At 34.6% G+C, this 17,904-nt stretch carries 19 protein-coding genes and 1 pseudogene; 12 read left to right on the forward strand and 8 right to left on the reverse strand.

Going from position 1 to position 17,904, the window contains the following annotated elements:
• Window positions 1-46 precede the first annotated feature (46 nt).
• The 5 genes and pseudogenes from QQZ16_RS03825 to QQZ16_RS03845 form a co-directional block, all read right to left on the reverse strand.
• On the reverse strand, window positions 47-211 hold the full coding sequence (locus QQZ16_RS03825) for a hypothetical protein (protein ID WP_016200850.1): 165 nt from the start codon (window positions 209-211) through the stop codon (window positions 47-49).
• Between the two features lie 12 nt (window positions 212-223).
• A pseudogene (locus tag QQZ16_RS03830) lies at window positions 224-373 on the reverse strand (SPFH domain-containing protein); the annotation flags it as partial.
• A gap of 12 nt (window positions 374-385) precedes the next feature.
• Window positions 386-1,255 (reverse strand): dipicolinate synthase subunit DpsA, encoded by an 870-nt coding sequence (gene dpsA / locus QQZ16_RS03835; protein WP_031540703.1) that lies wholly within the window; start codon window positions 1,253-1,255, stop codon window positions 386-388.
• Between the two features lie 127 nt (window positions 1,256-1,382).
• Entirely contained in the window at window positions 1,383-3,371 is a 1,989-nt protein-coding gene (locus QQZ16_RS03840) for a methyl-accepting chemotaxis protein (protein ID WP_284561120.1), read from the reverse strand.
• Between the two features lie 257 nt (window positions 3,372-3,628).
• A complete protein-coding gene (locus QQZ16_RS03845; RefSeq protein ID WP_235251998.1) occupies window positions 3,629-4,531 on the reverse strand; it encodes a helix-turn-helix domain-containing protein in 903 nt (300 codons plus the stop codon).
• 188 nt (window positions 4,532-4,719) lie between these two features.
• Between QQZ16_RS03845 and QQZ16_RS03850 the strand changes: the two genes are divergently transcribed.
• The 7 genes from QQZ16_RS03850 to QQZ16_RS03880 all read left to right on the forward strand — a co-directional run bounded on the left by QQZ16_RS03850 (window position 4,720) and on the right by QQZ16_RS03880 (window position 12,500).
• Entirely contained in the window at window positions 4,720-5,436 is a 717-nt protein-coding gene (locus tag QQZ16_RS03850) for a ThuA domain-containing protein (RefSeq protein WP_235251991.1), read from the forward strand.
• Between the two features lie 18 nt (window positions 5,437-5,454).
• On the forward strand, window positions 5,455-6,480 hold the full coding sequence (locus tag QQZ16_RS03855; RefSeq protein ID WP_235251992.1) for a Gfo/Idh/MocA family protein: 1,026 nt from the start codon (window positions 5,455-5,457) through the stop codon (window positions 6,478-6,480).
• A 47-nt stretch (window positions 6,481-6,527) separates the two neighbouring features.
• Window positions 6,528-7,496, forward strand: coding sequence for a sugar phosphate isomerase/epimerase family protein (locus QQZ16_RS03860; protein ID WP_235251993.1), 969 nt, complete (start codon window positions 6,528-6,530; stop codon window positions 7,494-7,496).
• A 41-nt stretch (window positions 7,497-7,537) separates the two neighbouring features.
• Window positions 7,538-8,587 (forward strand): Gfo/Idh/MocA family protein, encoded by a 1,050-nt coding sequence (locus tag QQZ16_RS03865; RefSeq protein WP_235251994.1) that lies wholly within the window; start codon window positions 7,538-7,540, stop codon window positions 8,585-8,587.
• A 683-nt stretch (window positions 8,588-9,270) separates the two neighbouring features.
• A complete protein-coding gene (locus QQZ16_RS03870) occupies window positions 9,271-10,278 on the forward strand; it encodes a metal ABC transporter substrate-binding protein (protein WP_284561121.1) in 1,008 nt (335 codons plus the stop codon).
• Between the two features lie 138 nt (window positions 10,279-10,416).
• A complete protein-coding gene (locus QQZ16_RS03875; RefSeq protein WP_284561122.1) occupies window positions 10,417-11,040 on the forward strand; it encodes an SGNH/GDSL hydrolase family protein in 624 nt (207 codons plus the stop codon).
• Between the two features lie 179 nt (window positions 11,041-11,219).
• Entirely contained in the window at window positions 11,220-12,500 is a 1,281-nt protein-coding gene (locus QQZ16_RS03880) for an MDR family MFS transporter (protein ID WP_284561129.1), read from the forward strand.
• Here the strand turns inward: QQZ16_RS03880 and QQZ16_RS03885 are convergent.
• Window positions 12,437-12,862 (reverse strand): AI-2E family transporter, encoded by a 426-nt coding sequence (locus QQZ16_RS03885; protein WP_031539098.1) that lies wholly within the window; start codon window positions 12,860-12,862, stop codon window positions 12,437-12,439. The two genes, QQZ16_RS03880 and QQZ16_RS03885, sit on opposite strands and share 64 nt — an antisense overlap.
• An 84-nt stretch (window positions 12,863-12,946) precedes the next feature.
• Here QQZ16_RS03885 and QQZ16_RS03890 point away from each other — a divergent pair, with 84 nt between their 5' ends.
• From QQZ16_RS03890 to QQZ16_RS03905, 4 genes are read left to right on the forward strand one after another with little or no spacing between them, the layout of a single operon-like run.
• Entirely contained in the window at window positions 12,947-13,498 is a 552-nt protein-coding gene (locus tag QQZ16_RS03890; RefSeq protein ID WP_031539097.1) for a sigma-70 family RNA polymerase sigma factor, read from the forward strand.
• Window positions 13,483-13,899, forward strand: coding sequence for a PadR family transcriptional regulator (locus QQZ16_RS03895; RefSeq protein ID WP_031539096.1), 417 nt, complete (start codon window positions 13,483-13,485; stop codon window positions 13,897-13,899). Before QQZ16_RS03890 ends, QQZ16_RS03895 begins: the two co-directional genes overlap by 16 nt.
• The gene (locus QQZ16_RS03900) at window positions 13,892-15,124 is read left to right on the forward strand and encodes an FtsW/RodA/SpoVE family cell cycle protein (protein WP_031539095.1); all 1,233 of its coding nucleotides are present in this window, start codon (window positions 13,892-13,894) and stop codon (window positions 15,122-15,124) included. Before QQZ16_RS03895 ends, QQZ16_RS03900 begins: the two co-directional genes overlap by 8 nt.
• A gap of 16 nt (window positions 15,125-15,140) precedes the next feature.
• Window positions 15,141-15,737 (forward strand): VanZ family protein, encoded by a 597-nt coding sequence (locus tag QQZ16_RS03905; RefSeq protein ID WP_284561123.1) that lies wholly within the window; start codon window positions 15,141-15,143, stop codon window positions 15,735-15,737.
• Window positions 15,738-15,755: 18 nt separating this feature from the next.
• Here the strand turns inward: QQZ16_RS03905 and QQZ16_RS03910 are convergent, their stop codons facing one another.
• Both QQZ16_RS03910 and QQZ16_RS03915 read right to left on the reverse strand, forming a co-directional pair.
• On the reverse strand, window positions 15,756-15,998 hold the full coding sequence (locus QQZ16_RS03910) for a hypothetical protein (RefSeq protein WP_284561124.1): 243 nt from the start codon (window positions 15,996-15,998) through the stop codon (window positions 15,756-15,758).
• Window positions 15,999-16,015: 17 nt separating this feature from the next.
• Entirely contained in the window at window positions 16,016-16,642 is a 627-nt protein-coding gene (locus QQZ16_RS03915) for a LysR family transcriptional regulator (protein ID WP_284561125.1), read from the reverse strand.
• A gap of 199 nt (window positions 16,643-16,841) precedes the next feature.
• On the opposite strand from QQZ16_RS03915, the gene QQZ16_RS03920 reads away from it, so the two are divergent.
• On the forward strand, window positions 16,842-17,882 hold the full coding sequence (locus tag QQZ16_RS03920) for a 2,3-butanediol dehydrogenase (protein WP_031539092.1): 1,041 nt from the start codon (window positions 16,842-16,844) through the stop codon (window positions 17,880-17,882).
• The last annotated feature ends 22 nt before the right edge of the window (window positions 17,883-17,904 follow it).

Genomic DNA, 17,904 nt, shown 5'->3' on the forward strand with positions numbered 1-17,904 from the left:
AAGACCAGAACCTTCGTAAAAGGACTGGTCTTCTTTTGTGATTCTGTCATTCTTCTTTTTGTTTTGGAAATCGTTTGGCTTTTTTGGCAGATTCACGAAGCAAATACTCTATATGACTGTTAATGCTGCGGAAATCATCTGCAGCCCATTTTTGCAGTACTTCGTATAGCTCTGGATCAATGCGTAATGGAAAGCTTTTTTTCTTCGTCATTTATACCACTCATTAATATAAAGTACCTGTATTAATTACAGGAGTTGTAGGATTTTCTGAGACAATCGCGACAAGTAGATTATTTACTAATTGTACCTTTCTTTCACCATCTAATTCAATGATTTTATCCTGCTCTAATTGGTTAATGGCCATTTGCGCCATTCCAAATTATTCTTATTTCAGTAACTCCAATAAAGTTTTACCAATAATAGTACCTGCCGTTCTTGGTGCCACTTTTGCAGGTAAACCTAGTGGCCATAATGTTTGGATATTATGCTTTTTTGCAGCGGTAAAATCAGTTCCGCCTGGCTTGCTAGCTAAATCGATAATTAGAGCGTCGCTTGACATTTTTTTAATAAGGGTAGCAGTCAGAATAAGTGCAGGAATAGTATTAATAACAATATGCTGGGATGGAATTGTAGACTCTAATGAAGCTTCGAGTAGAGGGTGGAATCCCATTTCCATTACTCTAGCTTCATCCTCTTTTTTATTAACAAGGACAGTTACCTTTGCACCAACTGCTGAAAAAAGGCGGGTAATCGTTTTGCCGATTCTCCCAAAACCAAGAACAAGTACGTTGGCATTATGTATTGTAATGTCTGTATGCTTTATAGCGAGCATTAATGCGCCTTCTGCAGTTGGAATTGAATTAAGAATCGCTACATCATTTCTTGCAAATAGAGCAACCAATTGACGATTCGTTTCTGTAGCCAGTTGGTTTAAGAAAGGGGTAATAATGCCAGAGTATATAGTTGAATTAGGTTTCGTTTTATTTATTAGTTCTTTTGTGAGAATTATTTTTTCCTTTGAAAAAGTCGATTCAGCAATGCCATTATCTTGAATCCCTGGAATAGGCAAGAGAATACTATCTACTTCATGAAGTGGGGCTGTTTGCCCAGTTACTTTGATGACATCCTTATAAGGAATAGAGGCATCTTCAAACCCAATTAAATATATTTTACTAAGCTTAGGTGCTAAAATGCGAATCACTTCAAGCTGCCTAAAGTCACCACCGATAATTAATAAGACATGATTATGACTCAATTGTTTCACTTCCTTTTCTCTATGTTGATAGAATCCCTCTATATAGTAATCTATATGGAGGGATAGAATAGTTCAGACTATTTCCAATACGAATATTTCTGACGCAAACTTGTGTATTTTTCTCCAATTAAAATTTGTACTTTTTGATTAACTGAATCAAGTCCTCTGTCATGGAAGCTAGTGTATTGGCAGAGGAAGATATTTCTTCCATTGCAGCAAGTTGTTCTTCTGTTGAAGCTGCAACCTCTTCGGAAGAAGCAGCATTGTTTTTGGCTAAATCAGATATAAGTGCAGCTGTTTTTTCTGTGTTTTGCACAAAAGTTAATATTTCATTAAGTGTCGAAGCTACTTGAGACATTTGTGGGGAAATTAGATTCATATTATCATATATTTCCATAAATGTATTGATGGCTTCATCTGAAATTTCAAGGCCTTTTTGTACATTACTTTCTACAGTGGACATCGTATGAACTGTTTCTTTTGTATCTTGTTGGATTGCCTTGATGATTTCAGTAATTTGACTAGCAGAAATTTGAGATTGTTCAGCTAGTTTTCTTACTTCATCAGCTACGACAGTAAAGCCCTGTCCAGATTCTCCAGCTCTTGCTGCTTCAATTGCAGCATTCAGGGCGAGTAAATTAGTCTGATTGGAAATAGCAGTGATGACGTCTACGATAGTACCAATCTCTTTCGTACGATCATGTAATGAAGCAATTACTTTATTCGTATCAGATACGGAATGATGAATTTCATTCATTTGATTAACCGTTTGTTGGACAATCGCTTTTCCTACTTCGGCATTTTGAGTAGTAGTTTTGGTGCGATTTAATACTTCATTAGCATTTAGCAAAACTGTGTTTGTACTATTTACTATTTGATTTAAAGATAATATATTTGCTTCTACGCCTTCTGTTTGTTTTTCAGCACTAACCGCCACATGTTGGATGGCGGTTGCAACTTGCTCACTAGCTTCACTTGTTTGACCAGCACTAGCGTTTAGCTCTTCAGCCGTTGCGGAAACCATTAAAGAATGGTGCTCTAGTGTTTTTAAAAGCGTCTTTAGACTTGATTGCATGGAAGTAAATGAGTGGTCAAGTTGTCCGATTTCATCGTTTGACTGAAGCGTTATCTCTTCTGTAAGGTCCCCATCGCTTATTTTTTTTGCTTTATTCTGAATTTCTTTTAATCTGCTAACAAGTGAACGAATAATTAAAATAATGATAGCTCCTCCAAAAATAATAGAAGCGACCACAACTAAAAGACTTTTTTGTAGGATAGGTTTTACTGCAGCATTTGTTTCAGCATCCAGCATAGAACCAACAATTTTCCATCCTGTATTCTCATTTGTTAAATAATAAAGTGTTCGATCCTGACCGTTTGTTTTATAGTGATGCACTCCAGAATTTTGCTCATATAAGTCAGGAAAATTTTGGTCAACCTGTGTTCCAGCTTCATTTATTGGGCTGACAAGATAGTTTTGCTCTGTATCCAATAGAATTATGTAGCCTTCATTCCCAACTGCTACTTCTTTGGTTGTTTTTTCTAAAGTAGAGAGATTAAGATCAATGCCAATTACTCCGGAACCATCTGCTGTTTTCCTAGTAATGGTTACTACCATTTCTCCAGAACTAGCATCTATATAAGGATTTGTTACGATGGCTTTATCCACTGAATTGTTCATTGCTTGTGTAAACCAAGTTCTATCTCTTGGGTCATAATCGTCTGGTAGATCTAGAGCTGGAGAGGTGTACATTTTCCCATCCTGTGTTCCTAAATAAACGGCTACAGCTTCTGGGTGAAGTCCTTTATACTGGTCTAGCTTTGACATTAGAGCATCAGGATTATCTCCTTGTTTTTCGAATAATTCTCCTGTTATTATATCTGCTAAATAATTTGCATCATATAGTTTGGGAGAAATGGTACTGTCGATACTACTATTTAATAACTTGACGTTCTCTTTTGTGCTTTCCATTATGTTCTCGCTAAGTTCATGTTTAGCACTTTGGATAGATAGGTAGGCTACTGTTATAGTAGGAACAATTAGAATAAGGGCAAATGCAATGTAGAGTTTAGTGCTTAATTTTAAATTTTGATTTAATGATTTTAAAATTCTCATCAATCATAGCTCCTTTCCATAAATTTTGTGTAACGGTGTATAAATTGCTTCTTAGACACTATTTGCTATATGAACGAAGGACTAGATGAACGGATTCATATTTGCAGTATAATCAAATGTTAATTATTATTTCGACAAGTTATGACAAAGGTGAAGGGGGTTTATTAATTTCCTGATCTTTTTTTGTGAAAAATCAGAAAAAATTTACAAAATCGTCACAAATAAAAACAGCTGTGCTTGTCAGCTGTTTAAAGGGTTTAGTTTTTTTGCATTTTATTTTTAAATGCTTTAGGTGAACACTGATTTGCCCGTTTGAAAAGTTTATAAAATTGAGCGATATTCATTATCCCGACTTCATAGCTTATTTCTAAAATGCTTTTGTCTGTAGTTAATAGTAATAATTCGGCTTTTTTTATTCGCTTTAGATTCATATAATCGACAAAAGACATACCCATGACTTTTTTAAAGTATTTAATGAAATAATGATAGCTAAAATTTAAGAGCTCACAGACATCCTCTACAAGTATCCGGTCTTCTAAATGACGATCAATATAATCTAAAACAGGCTTAAGTCTGGAAAGGTCTTGTTCTTCTGAATAATGGAGCATATTTTTTGTATCGTTTCTAATTAATAAAAGAAGAAGCCGTTTGATTGAATAATTGATGGCAATTTCATAGCCTTTTTCTTTTGTTTGACTTTCCTTATGTATCTCGTTAATTAAAAAATGCACCTCTTGTTTTATTTGCTTATTATCTTCAAAGATATAATTTATCCTGTCTAATGGATGTGTTATTTCTGAAAAACAATAGAAATAAGGAAGGATGCTTTGATCAAAATGTTTATGTAAATTTATTTGCAAGACGATATAACGCAAATTGCCGCCACTAGCTTTACTTGTTCTATGAGGTTGTGACGCCCCCATAATCAGTACATCTCCTGCAGAAAGTGTTTGATCCTTTTCTTTTGTTTGCACCGCCAAATTTCCATCAACAATGGCAAGTAACTCCACTTCTTTATGATAGTGCCAAGGGTGATATTCAACAGAAGTTATTGCGTTTTCCCTTTCTTCGTTTATCTCCCATACTTTTAGGGATAGAAGAGGATTTTGGTAAATAACTTTTTCATTTACTGGCTGATTATAGGTGTGCTTAGTCCTCATTTCCACTTCATCTTCTCCTCCTATTTGAATAGGTTGTAAAGATATTGTTCTTCCTTCTATTGTAGCAAAAAGCAGATAATGAAATGACATAATTGTATAAAAAAAAGACAGGATTAAGTATTTTTTTATTTGTTTTGATTTATTATAATAAAGCGTATACATAGATTGAGAAAAGGAGATACAAAACAATGATTACAATCTGGAATGAAAACCGTCATGAGAAGAAAAACCCACTTGTTGCGGAGATTTATCCAAATGGCATTCATGGTACGATTGCGGCATTTTTGGAGAAAGAGGGCTATCAAACACATACGGCAACTTTAGATGAACCAGAGCATGGATTGACAGAGGAAGTATTGAATAACACAGATGTATTGGTTTGGTGGGGCCATTTAGCGCATCATGAAGTACAGGACGAAATCGTACAAAAAGTGAAACAACGTGTTTTAGATGGAATGGGATTAATAGTTCTTCACTCTGGTCATTTTTCTAAAATTTTCAAATCTTTAATGGGTACTAGCTGTGACCTCAAGTGGAGGGAAGCAGATGATCGCGAAAGACTATGGGTGGTAGCTCCTAATCACCCAATTGTGGAAGGAATTAATGAATATATTGAATTAGAAAAAGAAGAAATGTACGGGGAACATTTTGATATACCAGCACCAGATGAACTTATTTTCACTAGCTGGTTTGAAGGAGGAGAGGTTTTCCGCAGCGGCTGCACGTATGCAAGAGGAAACGGGAAGGTTTTTTATTTTAGACCAGGACATGAGACATACCCAACCTATCATCATAAAGATATTCAAAAAGTCATTAGCAATGCAGTTAAATGGGCAACACCAGTTAAACGGAAGAGACCAGTGTATGGGAATGCAAAGCCTATCGAAACAATATCTGTTAAGTAAATAGAGGAGGTAATGGAAATGGCTAAATTAAAGATTGGTGTAATTGGGTGTGGCAGTATTGCGCAACATCGGCATATCCCGGAGTATCTGTGGAATGAGCAAGTGGAATTAGTTGCGGTATGTGACATCAACGAAGTAAGAGCAGCAGAAGTGGCTGAGAAATATCAAGTGAAAGCATTTACCGATTATAAAGACTTGTTAAAAATGGCAGAAATAGATGCTGTTAGCGTGTGCACTCCAAATTATCTTCATGCTCCTATTTCCATTGATGCTTTACATGCTGGAAAACATGTACTTTGTGAAAAGCCAATGGCGACATCAGAAGAAGAAGCAAATCAAATGATCGAAGCGGCTAAAAAGAGTGGGAAAAAATTGATGATTGGACATAATCAACGTTTTGTTTCCTCCCATCAAAAAGCACATCAGTTAATTAAAAGTGGGAAAGTTGGAAAGATATATAGTTTCCGTACGACATTCGGTCATGGTGGTCCAGAAGGCTGGAGTGTAGATGGCAAAGACAGTTGGTTCTTTAAAAAGGAAGAGGCTTTTATTGGTGCGATGGGAGATTTAGGTGTACATAAAGCAGATTTATTACGGTATGTATTAGGAGAAGAATTTGCTGAAGTAGGGGCTTTTGTAGAAACAAATGCGAAAGAATTCTCAAGTGTAGATGACAATGCTGTTTGTATATTACGAACAGAGAGTGGTGTTATCGGAACGCTTACAGCGAGCTGGGCTTATAGAGGGAAAGAAGATAATTCTACCGTTATCTATGCAGAAAAAGCAGTAATTCGCTTAGAAGATGATCCAAACTATTCATTAATTATCCAGTACACAAATGGTGAAAAAGTAAATTATGAGTTAGGTAGAATTCAGTCAAATGAGGATGGTGGTCAAAATAAGTCAGGTGTTATTGACCATTTTATTGAAAGTATTCTTGAAGACAAAGATCCTCTTGTAACGGGAGAAGAAGGGAAGAAATCTTTAGCTATTATTCTTGCGGCATTAGCATCACAAGAAACAAAGACAATTACAAAAATATAAAGACCTATTAACAAAATCAATGCAGAATATTGGAAAGGAGAATTCTTATGAAATTAGGTGTGTTTACCGTTTTATTTGCAGATAAAACATTTGAAGAAATGCTTGATGCAGTGAAAGAAGCAGGAATACAAGCTGTAGAAATTGGTACAGGTGGTTATCCTGGAAACAATCATTGTAATGTAGATGAATTATTGGATTCAGAAGAAAAGCGAAAAGAATATCTTGAAAAAATTGCAGAGCGCGACCTTTTCATTAGTGCATTCAGCTGCCATGGGAATCCCATTTCACCACAAGAAGCGTTCGCAAAGGAATCTCATGAAACATTGATTAAAACAATAAAACTAGCATCCTTAATGAATATTCCTGTTGTAAATTGCTTTTCAGGAACTGCTGGAGATCATGATGGAGCGAAATATCCAAACTGGCCTGTTACACCGTGGCCAAATGAATATAGTGACGTGAAAAAATGGCAATGGGAAGAAAAGTTAATCCCTTATTGGAAGAAAGTAGGGGATTTCGCAAAAGAGCATGGAGTGAAAATTGGCTTAGAATTACATGGTGGATTTCTCGTGCATACCCCCTATACACTATTAAAACTACGAGAAGAAACTTGTGATGCTATTGGAGCAAACCTTGATCCAAGCCATTTATGGTGGCAAGGAATTGATCCAGTTGCAGCTATAAAAATTCTAGCGAGGGCAAATGCCATTCATCATTTTCATGCAAAAGATACGTATATAGATCAAGAAAATGTCAATATGTATGGTTTAACAGATATGCAGCCATATGGCGAAGTGCAAACGAGAGCATGGACATTTCGCTCGGTTGGATGTGGACATAGTGTTAGTGAATGGTCTGATATGATAAGTGCTTTGCGCACCTATGGATATGACTATGTAGTTAGCATTGAACACGAAGATCCAATAATGTCGATTAGAGAGGGATTAACAAGAGCGGTGACCAACTTGAAATCTGTCCTAATTGAGGAAAAACCGTCCCAAATGTGGTGGGTATAAAGAATCGCATAGTATTCTACTAATAGAAATGGGGGAGACATATGTCTAAGTTAAAGGTAGCTATTATTGGTTGTGGCAATATTTTTCCTATGCATGCACAGTCGATTGTCTCAAGAGAAGATGCAGAGCTAGTAGCTGTTTGTGATGTGAAACAAGAACGAGCAGAAGAAAAAGCAAAAATCTATCAATGTGGAATCTATACTGATTATATGGAAATGTTTGAAAAAGAAAAGATAGATGTTTTGCATATCTGTTTGCCACATCATCTCCATGCACCAGTAACAATAGAAGCAGCAAAAAGAAAGATTCATATTTTGACAGAGAAACCGATGTCTATTCACTATAACGATGCGAAAGCAATGGTTGAGACAGCAAAAGAAAATGAGGTAACCCTTGGTGTTATTTTCCAAAATCGCTATAATCCTGGTTCACAGCTAATAAAGAGAATGCTGGATAATGGAGAACTTGGTACGATAAAGTCGGGTAAGCTATCTGTTACATGGGACCGATCGGATGATTATTATCAAAAAAGCGATTGGAAAGGTACATGGGAAAAAGAAGGCGGAGGGGTAATAATCGATCAAGCAATCCATACAATGGATTTAATGAGATGGTTTATTGCTGATGATATTAAGTATGTAGATGCATCGATAAGTAATCGGGCACATGAAATGATAGAAGTGGAAGATGCAGCAGAAGGGGTTGTAGCCTATAAAAATGGCATCGTTACAGCTTTCCATGCCATTAATTATTATACGTATGATGCACCTGTTGAAATTGAATTACATTGTGAAAAGGGAATTGCCAAAATGGTTGCAGACCGGGCAACAGTCCGTTTACTTGATGGAAGAGAATTTATTGCAGATAATAATCCACAGGAAACCTTCGATTATGAAAATGGAGTAAAAGGATATTGGGGAGTAAGTCATGTGAAGCAAATAAATAATTTTTATGATTCATTAGCTAAGGGAATCCCTTTAGACATCACAGGGGAAGATGCCTTAAAAACACAAGAAATGATTTGTGCGGTTTACGAATCAGGGAAGAAAAAAGAACGAGTTTATTTTAAATCGAAAGTGGAGACTTTGTAAAATACTATTTTCAGCCGATTACTTATACAGAAAAGCTATACTTACACCGTGGAAGACGGTTAGTATAGCTTTTTCTGTATAATATTTTGCTTAAGATGGTTCTTTCAATACGTAATAATAGAAAAAACAATGGAAAAAAATTTTTATAAAACACTTTACAAATCGTAATGATTACGGTTAATATAAGATAGTCGATGAAATGATTATTCACTCAACACTCTAAATCGTAATTGTTTCGATTTGTTTTTAAGCCTATTGAAAATTCCCAAAGGAGTTTTAAGGGAAAATAATGAGCTGACCAAAATTTCTGTAGGTATTTTTTTTAATCAGTAGAGGGAACAAGAGAATAATGAAGAGGAATGGTCTTATTTAATCCTCGCATATTAAGTAAGGAGGTTAAGATGCTAAAAATAGTTTTCCTACCTTTATGATTTTCATCAGTTTTCAATAAATGGTGGCGAACCTAATTGTAGCTTACATAAAACTTGTATTGATACACCATTCAAGGTTACTTATCCAGTATCACATATGCATAATTAGGGTATGAACAAAGAAAGGTTTGGTAATTATGAGAGTAAATATTACACTTGTTTGCACAGAAACAGGAGATAAGCAACTAACTTTACGAAAATATCCGAAAAATATTGCATAATGAAAGTAATTAAAAAGGCAGGGTGAGATAAATGGGGAAAAAATTTAAATTAATTAGTATAATGTTACTTGCAGTATTGATAATAGCTGCATGTGGGAAAGGTGAAAATGATGTGTCTAGTGGATCAAGCAAAGAAAAGCTACAGATCATGACAACATTTTATCCAATGTATGAATTTACAAAAAACATAGCTGGTGATAAGGCAGATGTAAAAATACTTATACCTTCTAGTCAGGAGCCACATGGTTGGGAACCGACACCGAAAGATATAGCAAATGTCCAAGCATCAGATTTATTTATTTTTAATAGTATTTATATGGAAAGCTTTGTAGATACAATTAAAGCTGCTGTTGATAATAAAGAAACAGTGTTCATTGAAGCAAGTAGTGACATTACTTTAAAAGAGGGAATTACAGATGAACATGATCATGAGAGTGAAGAGGAAGAACACGATCATGAGAACGAAGAGGAAGACCATGATCATGATAGTGAAGAAGCTGAAGACGAGCATAGCCATGAGAAAGATCCGCATGTGTGGTTAAGCCCAGCACTAGCGATTAAAGAAGTAGAAACAATTACAGCTAGTCTAATTGAAGCAGATCCAGATAATAAGGAAAGCTATCAACAAAATAGTGAAGCATATATTGCGAAATTATCAGCACTTGATCAAGAATATCAAGACGCTTTAAGTAAAGTAGAGAAAAAAGAGATGATTACCCAGCATGCTGCATTTGGATACTTAGCTAGTGAATATGGACTTACACAAGTGCCGATTGCTGGATTATCACCAGAACAAGAACCAAACGCACAACGTTTAGCTGAATTAAAAGATTTTGCAAAAGAGCATGATATTAGTGTTATTTATTTTGAAGAAACGGCATCTAAAAAGGTTGCCGATACACTCGCATCTGAAATTGGTGCAAAAACAGAAGTGCTTAGCACATTAGAAGTATTAAGCAAAGAAGATGAAGATAATGGATTGGATTATATTAAGGTAATGGAAAGAAATCTAGAAAAAATTGTGCAAGCGCAACAATAATATCATAGCTTAAGAAGTCTCCATTGGTGTTTTTTCTCTTTCCAATGGAGGCTTTTCATTTAGGTGTACTTACCTGTTGCTTTGCGGGAGTTAAAAGTGTTATTGTAATATTGAAAGCGTTTTGATGGAGGGATAAGGATGGTTGCTAATCAACGGTTTGTGTTTATAGGAGATAGTATTACACAGGCGGATAAACTTGAAGATAGCGAACATATCGGTCATGGATATGTTCGGTATATTAAAGATTATATTGCCATTAATCAGCCTGAAGCATTGCCGGTATTTTTTAATAAAGGTATCAATGGAAATAGAATCCTAGATTTAGAGAAAAGGTGGGAAGAGGATGTCCTATCGTTGCGCCCAGATTTAGTATCTATTTCAATTGGAATAAATGATGTATGGAGACAGCTAGACAACCCTGATATGGAACAAGTTACACCTGTTATTTTTAGGGAAATATATGAGCGCCTTTTAACACAAGTAAAGATAAATACGGAAGCTAGGATCTTTTTAATGGAACCAACAATCATCGAGGAATCGGTAGAAGCAAAAGGGAATATTTTATTAAAGGATTATGTAGCAGTAATTCATCAATTAGCAATAAAACATGAAGCAATAGTTGTCCCGACACATCAAGTGTTTATCGAATATTTACAGAAACCCAATCATCAAGTGTTGACAACAGACGGAGTACATATGAATTCTGCTGGGAATATGTTGATGGCACAGGCATGGTTGAAAACCTATAATAATGTAATATAGCAAAATAGAAAACTATTAGTATAAGAGGCGTTGTTGCTAACTAACATGCCTCTTTCTTTTTGTGCAAACTGTTTATTCTAAACCAGTTAATCCAAGGAATAAGAAAGTCTTTCCTAATCCGAAATATCAAGGTATGATAGGAGAAGCAAATAGAAAGAGAGTGAACAACAAACATGACGATGCGACTTAGAGATTGGGATCGAAATTTAAAGATTCGTCTTGCTGGTGAATCAACCGTTAATGTTACATTTTGGATGTTTTTCCCGTTTTTAGCGATTTATTTTACAGAATCATTTGGCAAATCGATTGCTGGGTTCTTATTAATACTTTCACAAGGATTTTCGGTTGTTGCCAATCTACTTGGTGGCTATTATGCAGATAAATACGGAAGAAAGAAAATGATGGTCCTATCAAGCTTGGCGCAAGGGATTTCTTACCTAGTCTTTGCTTTAGCAAGCTCTCCTTGGCTTGATTCTCCTGCCATTAGTTTTATCTGTTTTACAGTGATTAGCCTTTTTACAAGTATCTATTGGCCAGCAAGTCAAGCGATGGTAGCTGATGTAGTTAAGGAGAAAGATCGCAGTAGTGTATTTGCGATATTCTATACGTCTACTAATATTGCAGTAGTAATAGGCCCTATATTAGGAGGGTTCTTTTATAAGGATTATCGATTCTTCCTTTTACTAGCAGCTGGACTATTAAATATTCTATTAAGTATTGTTTTAAAAATTTGGATAGCAGAAACAGCTCCACCATACAAAGAGGCAACTGGCACAAAAAAGAATTGGGTGATGGCGTTAGGTAATCAGATGAAAGATTATCAGGTTATTGTCAGAGATCGAACTTTTTTAATGTTTATTTTAGCAGGGGTATTAATCGGACAAACTTTTATGCAATTAGATTTATTACTGCCTGTTTATGTCGATGAAATGGTTTCAACCCAAAGATTATTTTCTATCGGCAGTTGGTCGTTAGAGATTCAAAGTACGCAGGCATTTGGATTAATCCTAGCAGAAAATGGTTTAGTAGTAGCTATATTTACGATAATGGTGACAAGATGGATGTCTAAATACAAAGAGAAGAATGTATTTATTGTCTCCTCCTTTATTTATGCAACGGCAGTTATTATGTTTAGCCAAACCAATTTGATTTTGGGGTTAATGTTTGCGATGCTATTATTTAGTTTTGCTGAACTGATGACAGCAGGAATCCAGCAAAGCTTTATATCGGAAATCGCTCCTCGGGACCAAAGGGGAAAATATTTTGCAGCAGCTAGTCTGAGGTTTACTTTTTCCAAAATGATTGCACCATTATCTATTCCAATGAGTGCGTGGTTTGGATTCAAATGGACATTTTTGATTATTGCTATACTTGCCATAATAAGTGCTTTTATTTATTATGTGATGTTTAAACAATTCGAAATGAAAAAGAGAAATTTACAAGCAGTGAAACAGTTATAATAAATAAACTCCTGCGGAATTAGGTGATAATCTAAAACCGCAGGAGTTTTTTTAAGTATTTTTTCTTCCTGTCGAATTCTCCATAGTCTGTTTGTGTGTGTAACAATTACTTTAACAATAGCAAAGATTGGGATTACAAGAACCATGCCGATAACACCTATAAATCGCCCCGCAACTAAAACTAAAACCATTACTGTGACTGGATGGATAGACATCCTTTTTCCAATAATTTGTGGTTGAACAAAAAGACTCTCCATTTGTTGAATAATCACAACAATTACGAGAACAATAATTGCCTGTATCGGCGAGTGTAATAGCCTGACGATGACAGAAGGAATAGCACCAATCCAAGGACCTACCAAAAATAAATTTAATCAATTTTGTCTTTACCTCCAAACTTTTTCCGTCATCTTATCGTCTAATAAGTAAGTAAGGGGGGTTATCGTATGGAAGAATTGTCAGCAAGCTGGAATGAAATAGACAATAAAGAAGAAGTATTTGAAGAAATAATGATTACATATGGACAAGAGCTGTTGCATTTGGTTTTTTCCTATGTGAGAAATCAAGCAATAGCCGAAGAATTAACACAGGATATATTTATAAAAGTATATTATTCATTGAATAAATATAAGGGAAAATCTAGCTTACGAACATGGCTATGGAGAATAGCTATTAACCGCTGTAAAGATTATTTGAAAAGTTGGTATGCAAAAAATGTTGTAAAAGTAGATGATGAATTTCTTTTTGGGATAGACAGAAATGAAAATGTGGAAGAAGAAATTCTTCAAAAAGAAGAAGAGCAATTACTTATTCAAGCTGTCATGAATTTGCCAATCGTATATCGGGAAATTATTTTTCTCTTTTACTTTGAAGAACTATCAATAAACGAGATTTCTTCCATATTAAAAATAAATGAAAATACTATCAAAACACGACTTAGAAGAGCAAAGCATTTATTAAAAAAGATAGGAGATGAAGAAAAATGGAAAAACATCTAAAAAACCTTCCATCTAGCTTGAAAAAGACTTATTTTGATCATCTTCCTTTTAGTGAGGAGCATCGTAAAGAAATCTTAAAAAAAATTCAAATAAAGGATAAGGAAGAGGAAGTACTATTAGCAGTTTTACAATTACTGCATAATAGAAAAACTGGTTTTGAATTAACACAATTGTTACGTGCCCGTGGCTTTGAAAGATTTGAGAAAAAGGAAGGGTTTATCTATACTTTATTGCATCGTTTAGAACAGAAAAATATCATTGCTTCTGAATGGGAGGATAAAAAGGTTAAATATTACCGAATAGATCGAAAAGGAAAAAAGCTTGAAAAAAAGTTGGAAGTAGAAGGGGGAGCTAACAAAGATATTAGAGAATTGATAGATTGGGTGTACGTAAATGAATAAAAGGCATATATTTTTAGATAAAGTGATAGAGCAAGTGAAATCAAAAGATGCAAAGGATTCAATTAAATTAGAAATGGAGCATCATATCCAACTTGCTAAAGAAGGTTGGATAAAAAAAGGGTTACAAGAAAAAGAAGCGGAAGAAAGAGCAATTAAAGAAATGGGAAGTCCTATTCTATTGGGACTGGAGTTAAATCAACTGCACCGTCTAACGGTTGATTGGATGGTTTTTGCTTGTACAGTTTGCTTATTGATGATTGGACTTTTACCTAATATAACGTCAGATTTATTATTTATAGCAGAGAAATTATGGACCATTTTATTGGGAGTTGGAATAGTTGTTGGAATCATGTTTTTGGATTATCGGAAATGTAAGGAATTAGGCTATGTATTTTATATGATAGGATCCATATTATTACTATCCGTCATTCTTTTTTCCAATATTACAATAAACGGAATTAACTATTTAAAAGTTGGGCCAATTATCATTAAAGGAATAATGGCAATTCCGTTCTTCCTGCTAGCTTGGGCTTCCCTTTTTACCAAGAAAAATTTTAGCTATCTGTCTTTTTTATTGTTCTTTTTCTTTTCCAGTATATTGTTTTATTTAGGATATGATAGTATTTCCACTGTCTTTATTTATTATACTATGGTGGTTGTTATGCTGTTTTGGAGCAGTTTTTCGAAAAAGCAAATCGTCTTGTCGATTGTTACGGGTGCAGTTCTTTTTATATTATTATTCGGCTATGCTTTTTTTGCAAGATTACATAGATTATTAGGATTCCTTTTTCCTGATAGATATGCGCAAGATGTTGGCTGGATATATTTATATCGAGAAAAAATGTGGGCAAGTCTCAAGTGGATAGGTTCTTCTGATATGGAGTTATTGTCTTTTGTTAATAGAACAGACACCGTATTTCTTCAGCTTTCCTCTCAATTTGGGTATGTAATAGCAGTAGTAATTGTGATTTTATTTAGTGCATTGATAATAAAAATGATTCGAAATGTTCGTTACATAAAAAATCGATATGGAAAGCTTCTCTTAATAGGTGCGATTGCGTTGTATAGTATCCAAGTGATTTATAATATAGGAATGTGTATGGGGCTATTCCCAATTATCTCTTTATCGTTGCCATTTATAAGCTATGGACTAATGCCGACCATTATTAACGCTTTATTGATAGGTCTTGTGTTAAGTATTAATCGCAGAAAAAATATCTCATAACTTTTGGAGGATTCGAATGATTCGAAAGTATTTAGAGTCAATGCTAATTTATATGATTTTTGGTGCGCCAATTTATTTAATATGTCGTACTCTCTACATTAGATTAAAGAAGCAAGAGTGGAAATGGAATAAGGAAATATTACTATTTCTATTTGTCCTGTTCTGTATTGGGGTTGCATCCCAAACCATTATTCCACAATGGTATATGTCGATGGAGAATGGAAAACAGAAACTTTATATTCAACGATTAGAAGGGGGAAGAAGCATAAACCTCATTCCTTTTTCAACAATTTTTTCCTATTTAGCTATTTCTAATGAGCAAGTTAGTAATTGGAACCAAGTATCTCTTATTAATCTATTAGGAAATGTGGTCGTCTTCGTGCCATTTGGGATTTTTCTTCCATTGTTATGGCGACAGTTTAGAAAGTTTTTTCCACTGTTTTGGATGTCAATTGGTATCCCATTGTTTATTGAAATTACTCAACTATTTATTGGGAGAAGTACGGATATTGATGATGTTCTTTTAAATGCGTTAGGGATTATTTTTGGTTATTGTCTCTTTAAAATCCTTAATACTCTTTTTCCAAAAAGACTAGTTGGGCTCCAAAGATGAGAAGTAGCTTTGAAAAGACTATGTTAGCCTTTCTAAAAATTCTTTTGCTACCCTAGAAATGCCTTTATTAGCGGCATATATATAACCAAAATAATAGGTGTTTATTAAGGTATCTACAAAAGGTAGGGTAACATAACTATTATTGTTTGCTAACCCAGTTATTGTTTTAAAGGCATAATCATAGCCAATATTAATCGCTGTGTTTCTTTCTAATGCATATCGAATTGTTTCTACATTGTTTGTCGTAAATAAAATTTCCATATTACTTTCCACCATATCTAAGTTTTGGACGAATTCAAATAAGATTGATCGTTGTACAAAATAATTGGCTGGTTCTCTAGCATTTTTTCAGTGATATAGGATTTGTTTGCTAAAGAAGAGTTTATATTAACTGCAACAACCATACAGCCATCATAAAGTTTATGAAAATGTATATTTTTATATTTTTGTATATCTTCTTCTTTAAATATAATAAATCCAATATCAACTTCTTCTTTTATTACTTTTTCGATAACATGCTGGGAATTATCCTCTTCTATAGAAGCCTTAATGGAAGGAAAGTCTTTTTTAAATAAAGTAATTTGATCAGCCAGCAAATCTAATGGTCCCGGAAACATAGCGATTTTTAACTCTCCTTTTAATGTGTCTGAAAAGTTTTCTGCTTCATCTAAGAATTCTTGTAATTTCTCTAGTGCGCCGTTAGCTTTTTGGATAAGGATCTCCCCCTTTTGTGTTGAATAGGTACCTTTTCTAGAACGGTGAAAGATCTCTACATTTAATTCTTTCTCTAGCTTTGTTACGGATTGACTTAGAGCAGGTAATGTAATATTTAACTTTTCTGCAGCCGTTTTTAATGAGCCGCTATTAGAAATTTCTACTATATATTTTAATTGTTCAATATTCATAGGTTGACCCTTTCTAAAAATAGTTTTAGTTAAGTAAAAGTTAACTATAGTTAATTATAATATAATTTCATATTAATAACATAAGTACTATAATTAATTTGTTTCTAAAACTTACGTTTTTAAGGCCTTAAATAACAAATAGCAATGGAAATTTAGCAGTTTAGCTGTAAAACTATTTAAGTCAGGGGATGTTTTACTCGTGAAAGCATTAAGATGGCATGACCAAAAAGATATTCGACTAGAAAATATTAAGGAACCTCAAGTAGAACCAGGCAAAGTAAAACTAAAAGTAAAATGGTGTGGAATTTGTGGAAGTGATTTACATGAATACTTAGGAGGTCCTATTTTTATACCTGTGGATCAGCCACATCCTTTAACAAATGAAGTAGCACCAATTACATTGGGACATGAATTCTCAGGGGAAATTGTTGAAATAGGAGAAGGAGTGACTGATTATCAAGTAGGCGATCGAGTGGTTGTTGAACCGATTTTTGCTACACATGGTCATCAAGGAGCCTATAATTTAGATGAAAATATGGGATTCTTAGGATTAGCGGGCGGAGGAGGCGGTTTCTCCGAATATGTCTCTGTGGAAACAGAATTACTGCATAAATTGCCTGATGAATTATCCTATGAACAAGGGGCATTAGTAGAGCCTTCTGCTGTAGCTTTATATGCTGTACGATCTAGTAAAGTTCAAGCAGGGGATACTGCTGCAGTTTTCGGATGTGGTCCAATTGGGTTACTAGTAATTGAGGCTTTGAAAGCGGCAGGAGCAACAGATATTTATGCAATAGAGCTTTCTCCTGAACGCCAGGCAAAAGCGGAAGAATTAGGAGCAATTGTTGTTAATCCAGCTGAATATGAAGATGTTGTAGCTGAACTTATTCACCGGACAAATGGTGGGGTAGATGTATCTTTTGAAGTTACTGGGGTACCAGTAGTTCTAAAACAGGCTATTCAATCTACGACTATTGCAGGAGAAACTGTTATTGTAAGTATATGGGAAAAAGGCGCGGAAATTCTCCCAAATGATATCGTTATCAAGGAACGTACTATTAAGGGGATTATTGGTTATCGAGATGTATTTCCAAGTGTGTTGAACTTAATGAGAAAAGGCTATTTTTCTGCAGATAAATTGGTAACCAAAAAAATTAAATTGGACGATGTAGTAGAAGAAGGCTTTAAATCATTGCTATCAGAAAAAAATCAAGTGAAGATTTTAGTAAGTGCAGAATGAGTAAATAATTTATAAAAAAGTC

The sequence above is a fragment of the Bacillus sp. T2.9-1 genome (assembly GCF_950097965.1).
GTDB classification, from domain to species: domain Bacteria; phylum Bacillota; class Bacilli; order Bacillales; family Cytobacillaceae; genus Niallia; species Niallia hominis.

Bases quoted from the DNA above. Each gene is read 5' to 3' on its own strand.
- QQZ16_RS03825 (WP_016200850.1), bottom strand. From the start codon at position 211: ATGACGAAGAAAAAAAGCTTTCCATTACGCATTGATCCAGAGCTATAC.
- QQZ16_RS03840 (WP_284561120.1), bottom strand. From the start codon at position 3,371: ATGAGAATTTTAAAATCATTAAATCAAAATTTAAAATTAAGCACTAAA.
- QQZ16_RS03845 (WP_235251998.1), bottom strand. From the start codon at position 4,531: ATGAGGACTAAGCACACCTATAATCAGCCAGTAAATGAAAAAGTTATT.
- QQZ16_RS03850 (WP_235251991.1), top strand. From the start codon at position 4,720: ATGATTACAATCTGGAATGAAAACCGTCATGAGAAGAAAAACCCACTT.
- QQZ16_RS03855 (WP_235251992.1), top strand. From the start codon at position 5,455: ATGGCTAAATTAAAGATTGGTGTAATTGGGTGTGGCAGTATTGCGCAA.
- QQZ16_RS03860 (WP_235251993.1), top strand. From the start codon at position 6,528: ATGAAATTAGGTGTGTTTACCGTTTTATTTGCAGATAAAACATTTGAA.
- QQZ16_RS03865 (WP_235251994.1), top strand. From the start codon at position 7,538: ATGTCTAAGTTAAAGGTAGCTATTATTGGTTGTGGCAATATTTTTCCT.
- QQZ16_RS03870 (WP_284561121.1), top strand. From the start codon at position 9,271: ATGGGGAAAAAATTTAAATTAATTAGTATAATGTTACTTGCAGTATTG.
- QQZ16_RS03875 (WP_284561122.1), top strand. From the start codon at position 10,417: ATGGTTGCTAATCAACGGTTTGTGTTTATAGGAGATAGTATTACACAG.
- QQZ16_RS03880 (WP_284561129.1), top strand. From the start codon at position 11,220: ATGCGACTTAGAGATTGGGATCGAAATTTAAAGATTCGTCTTGCTGGT.
- QQZ16_RS03890 (WP_031539097.1), top strand. From the start codon at position 12,947: ATGGAAGAATTGTCAGCAAGCTGGAATGAAATAGACAATAAAGAAGAA.
- QQZ16_RS03895 (WP_031539096.1), top strand. From the start codon at position 13,483: ATGGAAAAACATCTAAAAAACCTTCCATCTAGCTTGAAAAAGACTTAT.
- QQZ16_RS03900 (WP_031539095.1), top strand. From the start codon at position 13,892: ATGAATAAAAGGCATATATTTTTAGATAAAGTGATAGAGCAAGTGAAA.
- QQZ16_RS03905 (WP_284561123.1), top strand. From the start codon at position 15,141: ATGATTCGAAAGTATTTAGAGTCAATGCTAATTTATATGATTTTTGGT.
- QQZ16_RS03910 (WP_284561124.1), bottom strand. From the start codon at position 15,998: ATGGAAATTTTATTTACGACAAACAATGTAGAAACAATTCGATATGCA.
- QQZ16_RS03915 (WP_284561125.1), bottom strand. From the start codon at position 16,642: ATGAATATTGAACAATTAAAATATATAGTAGAAATTTCTAATAGCGGC.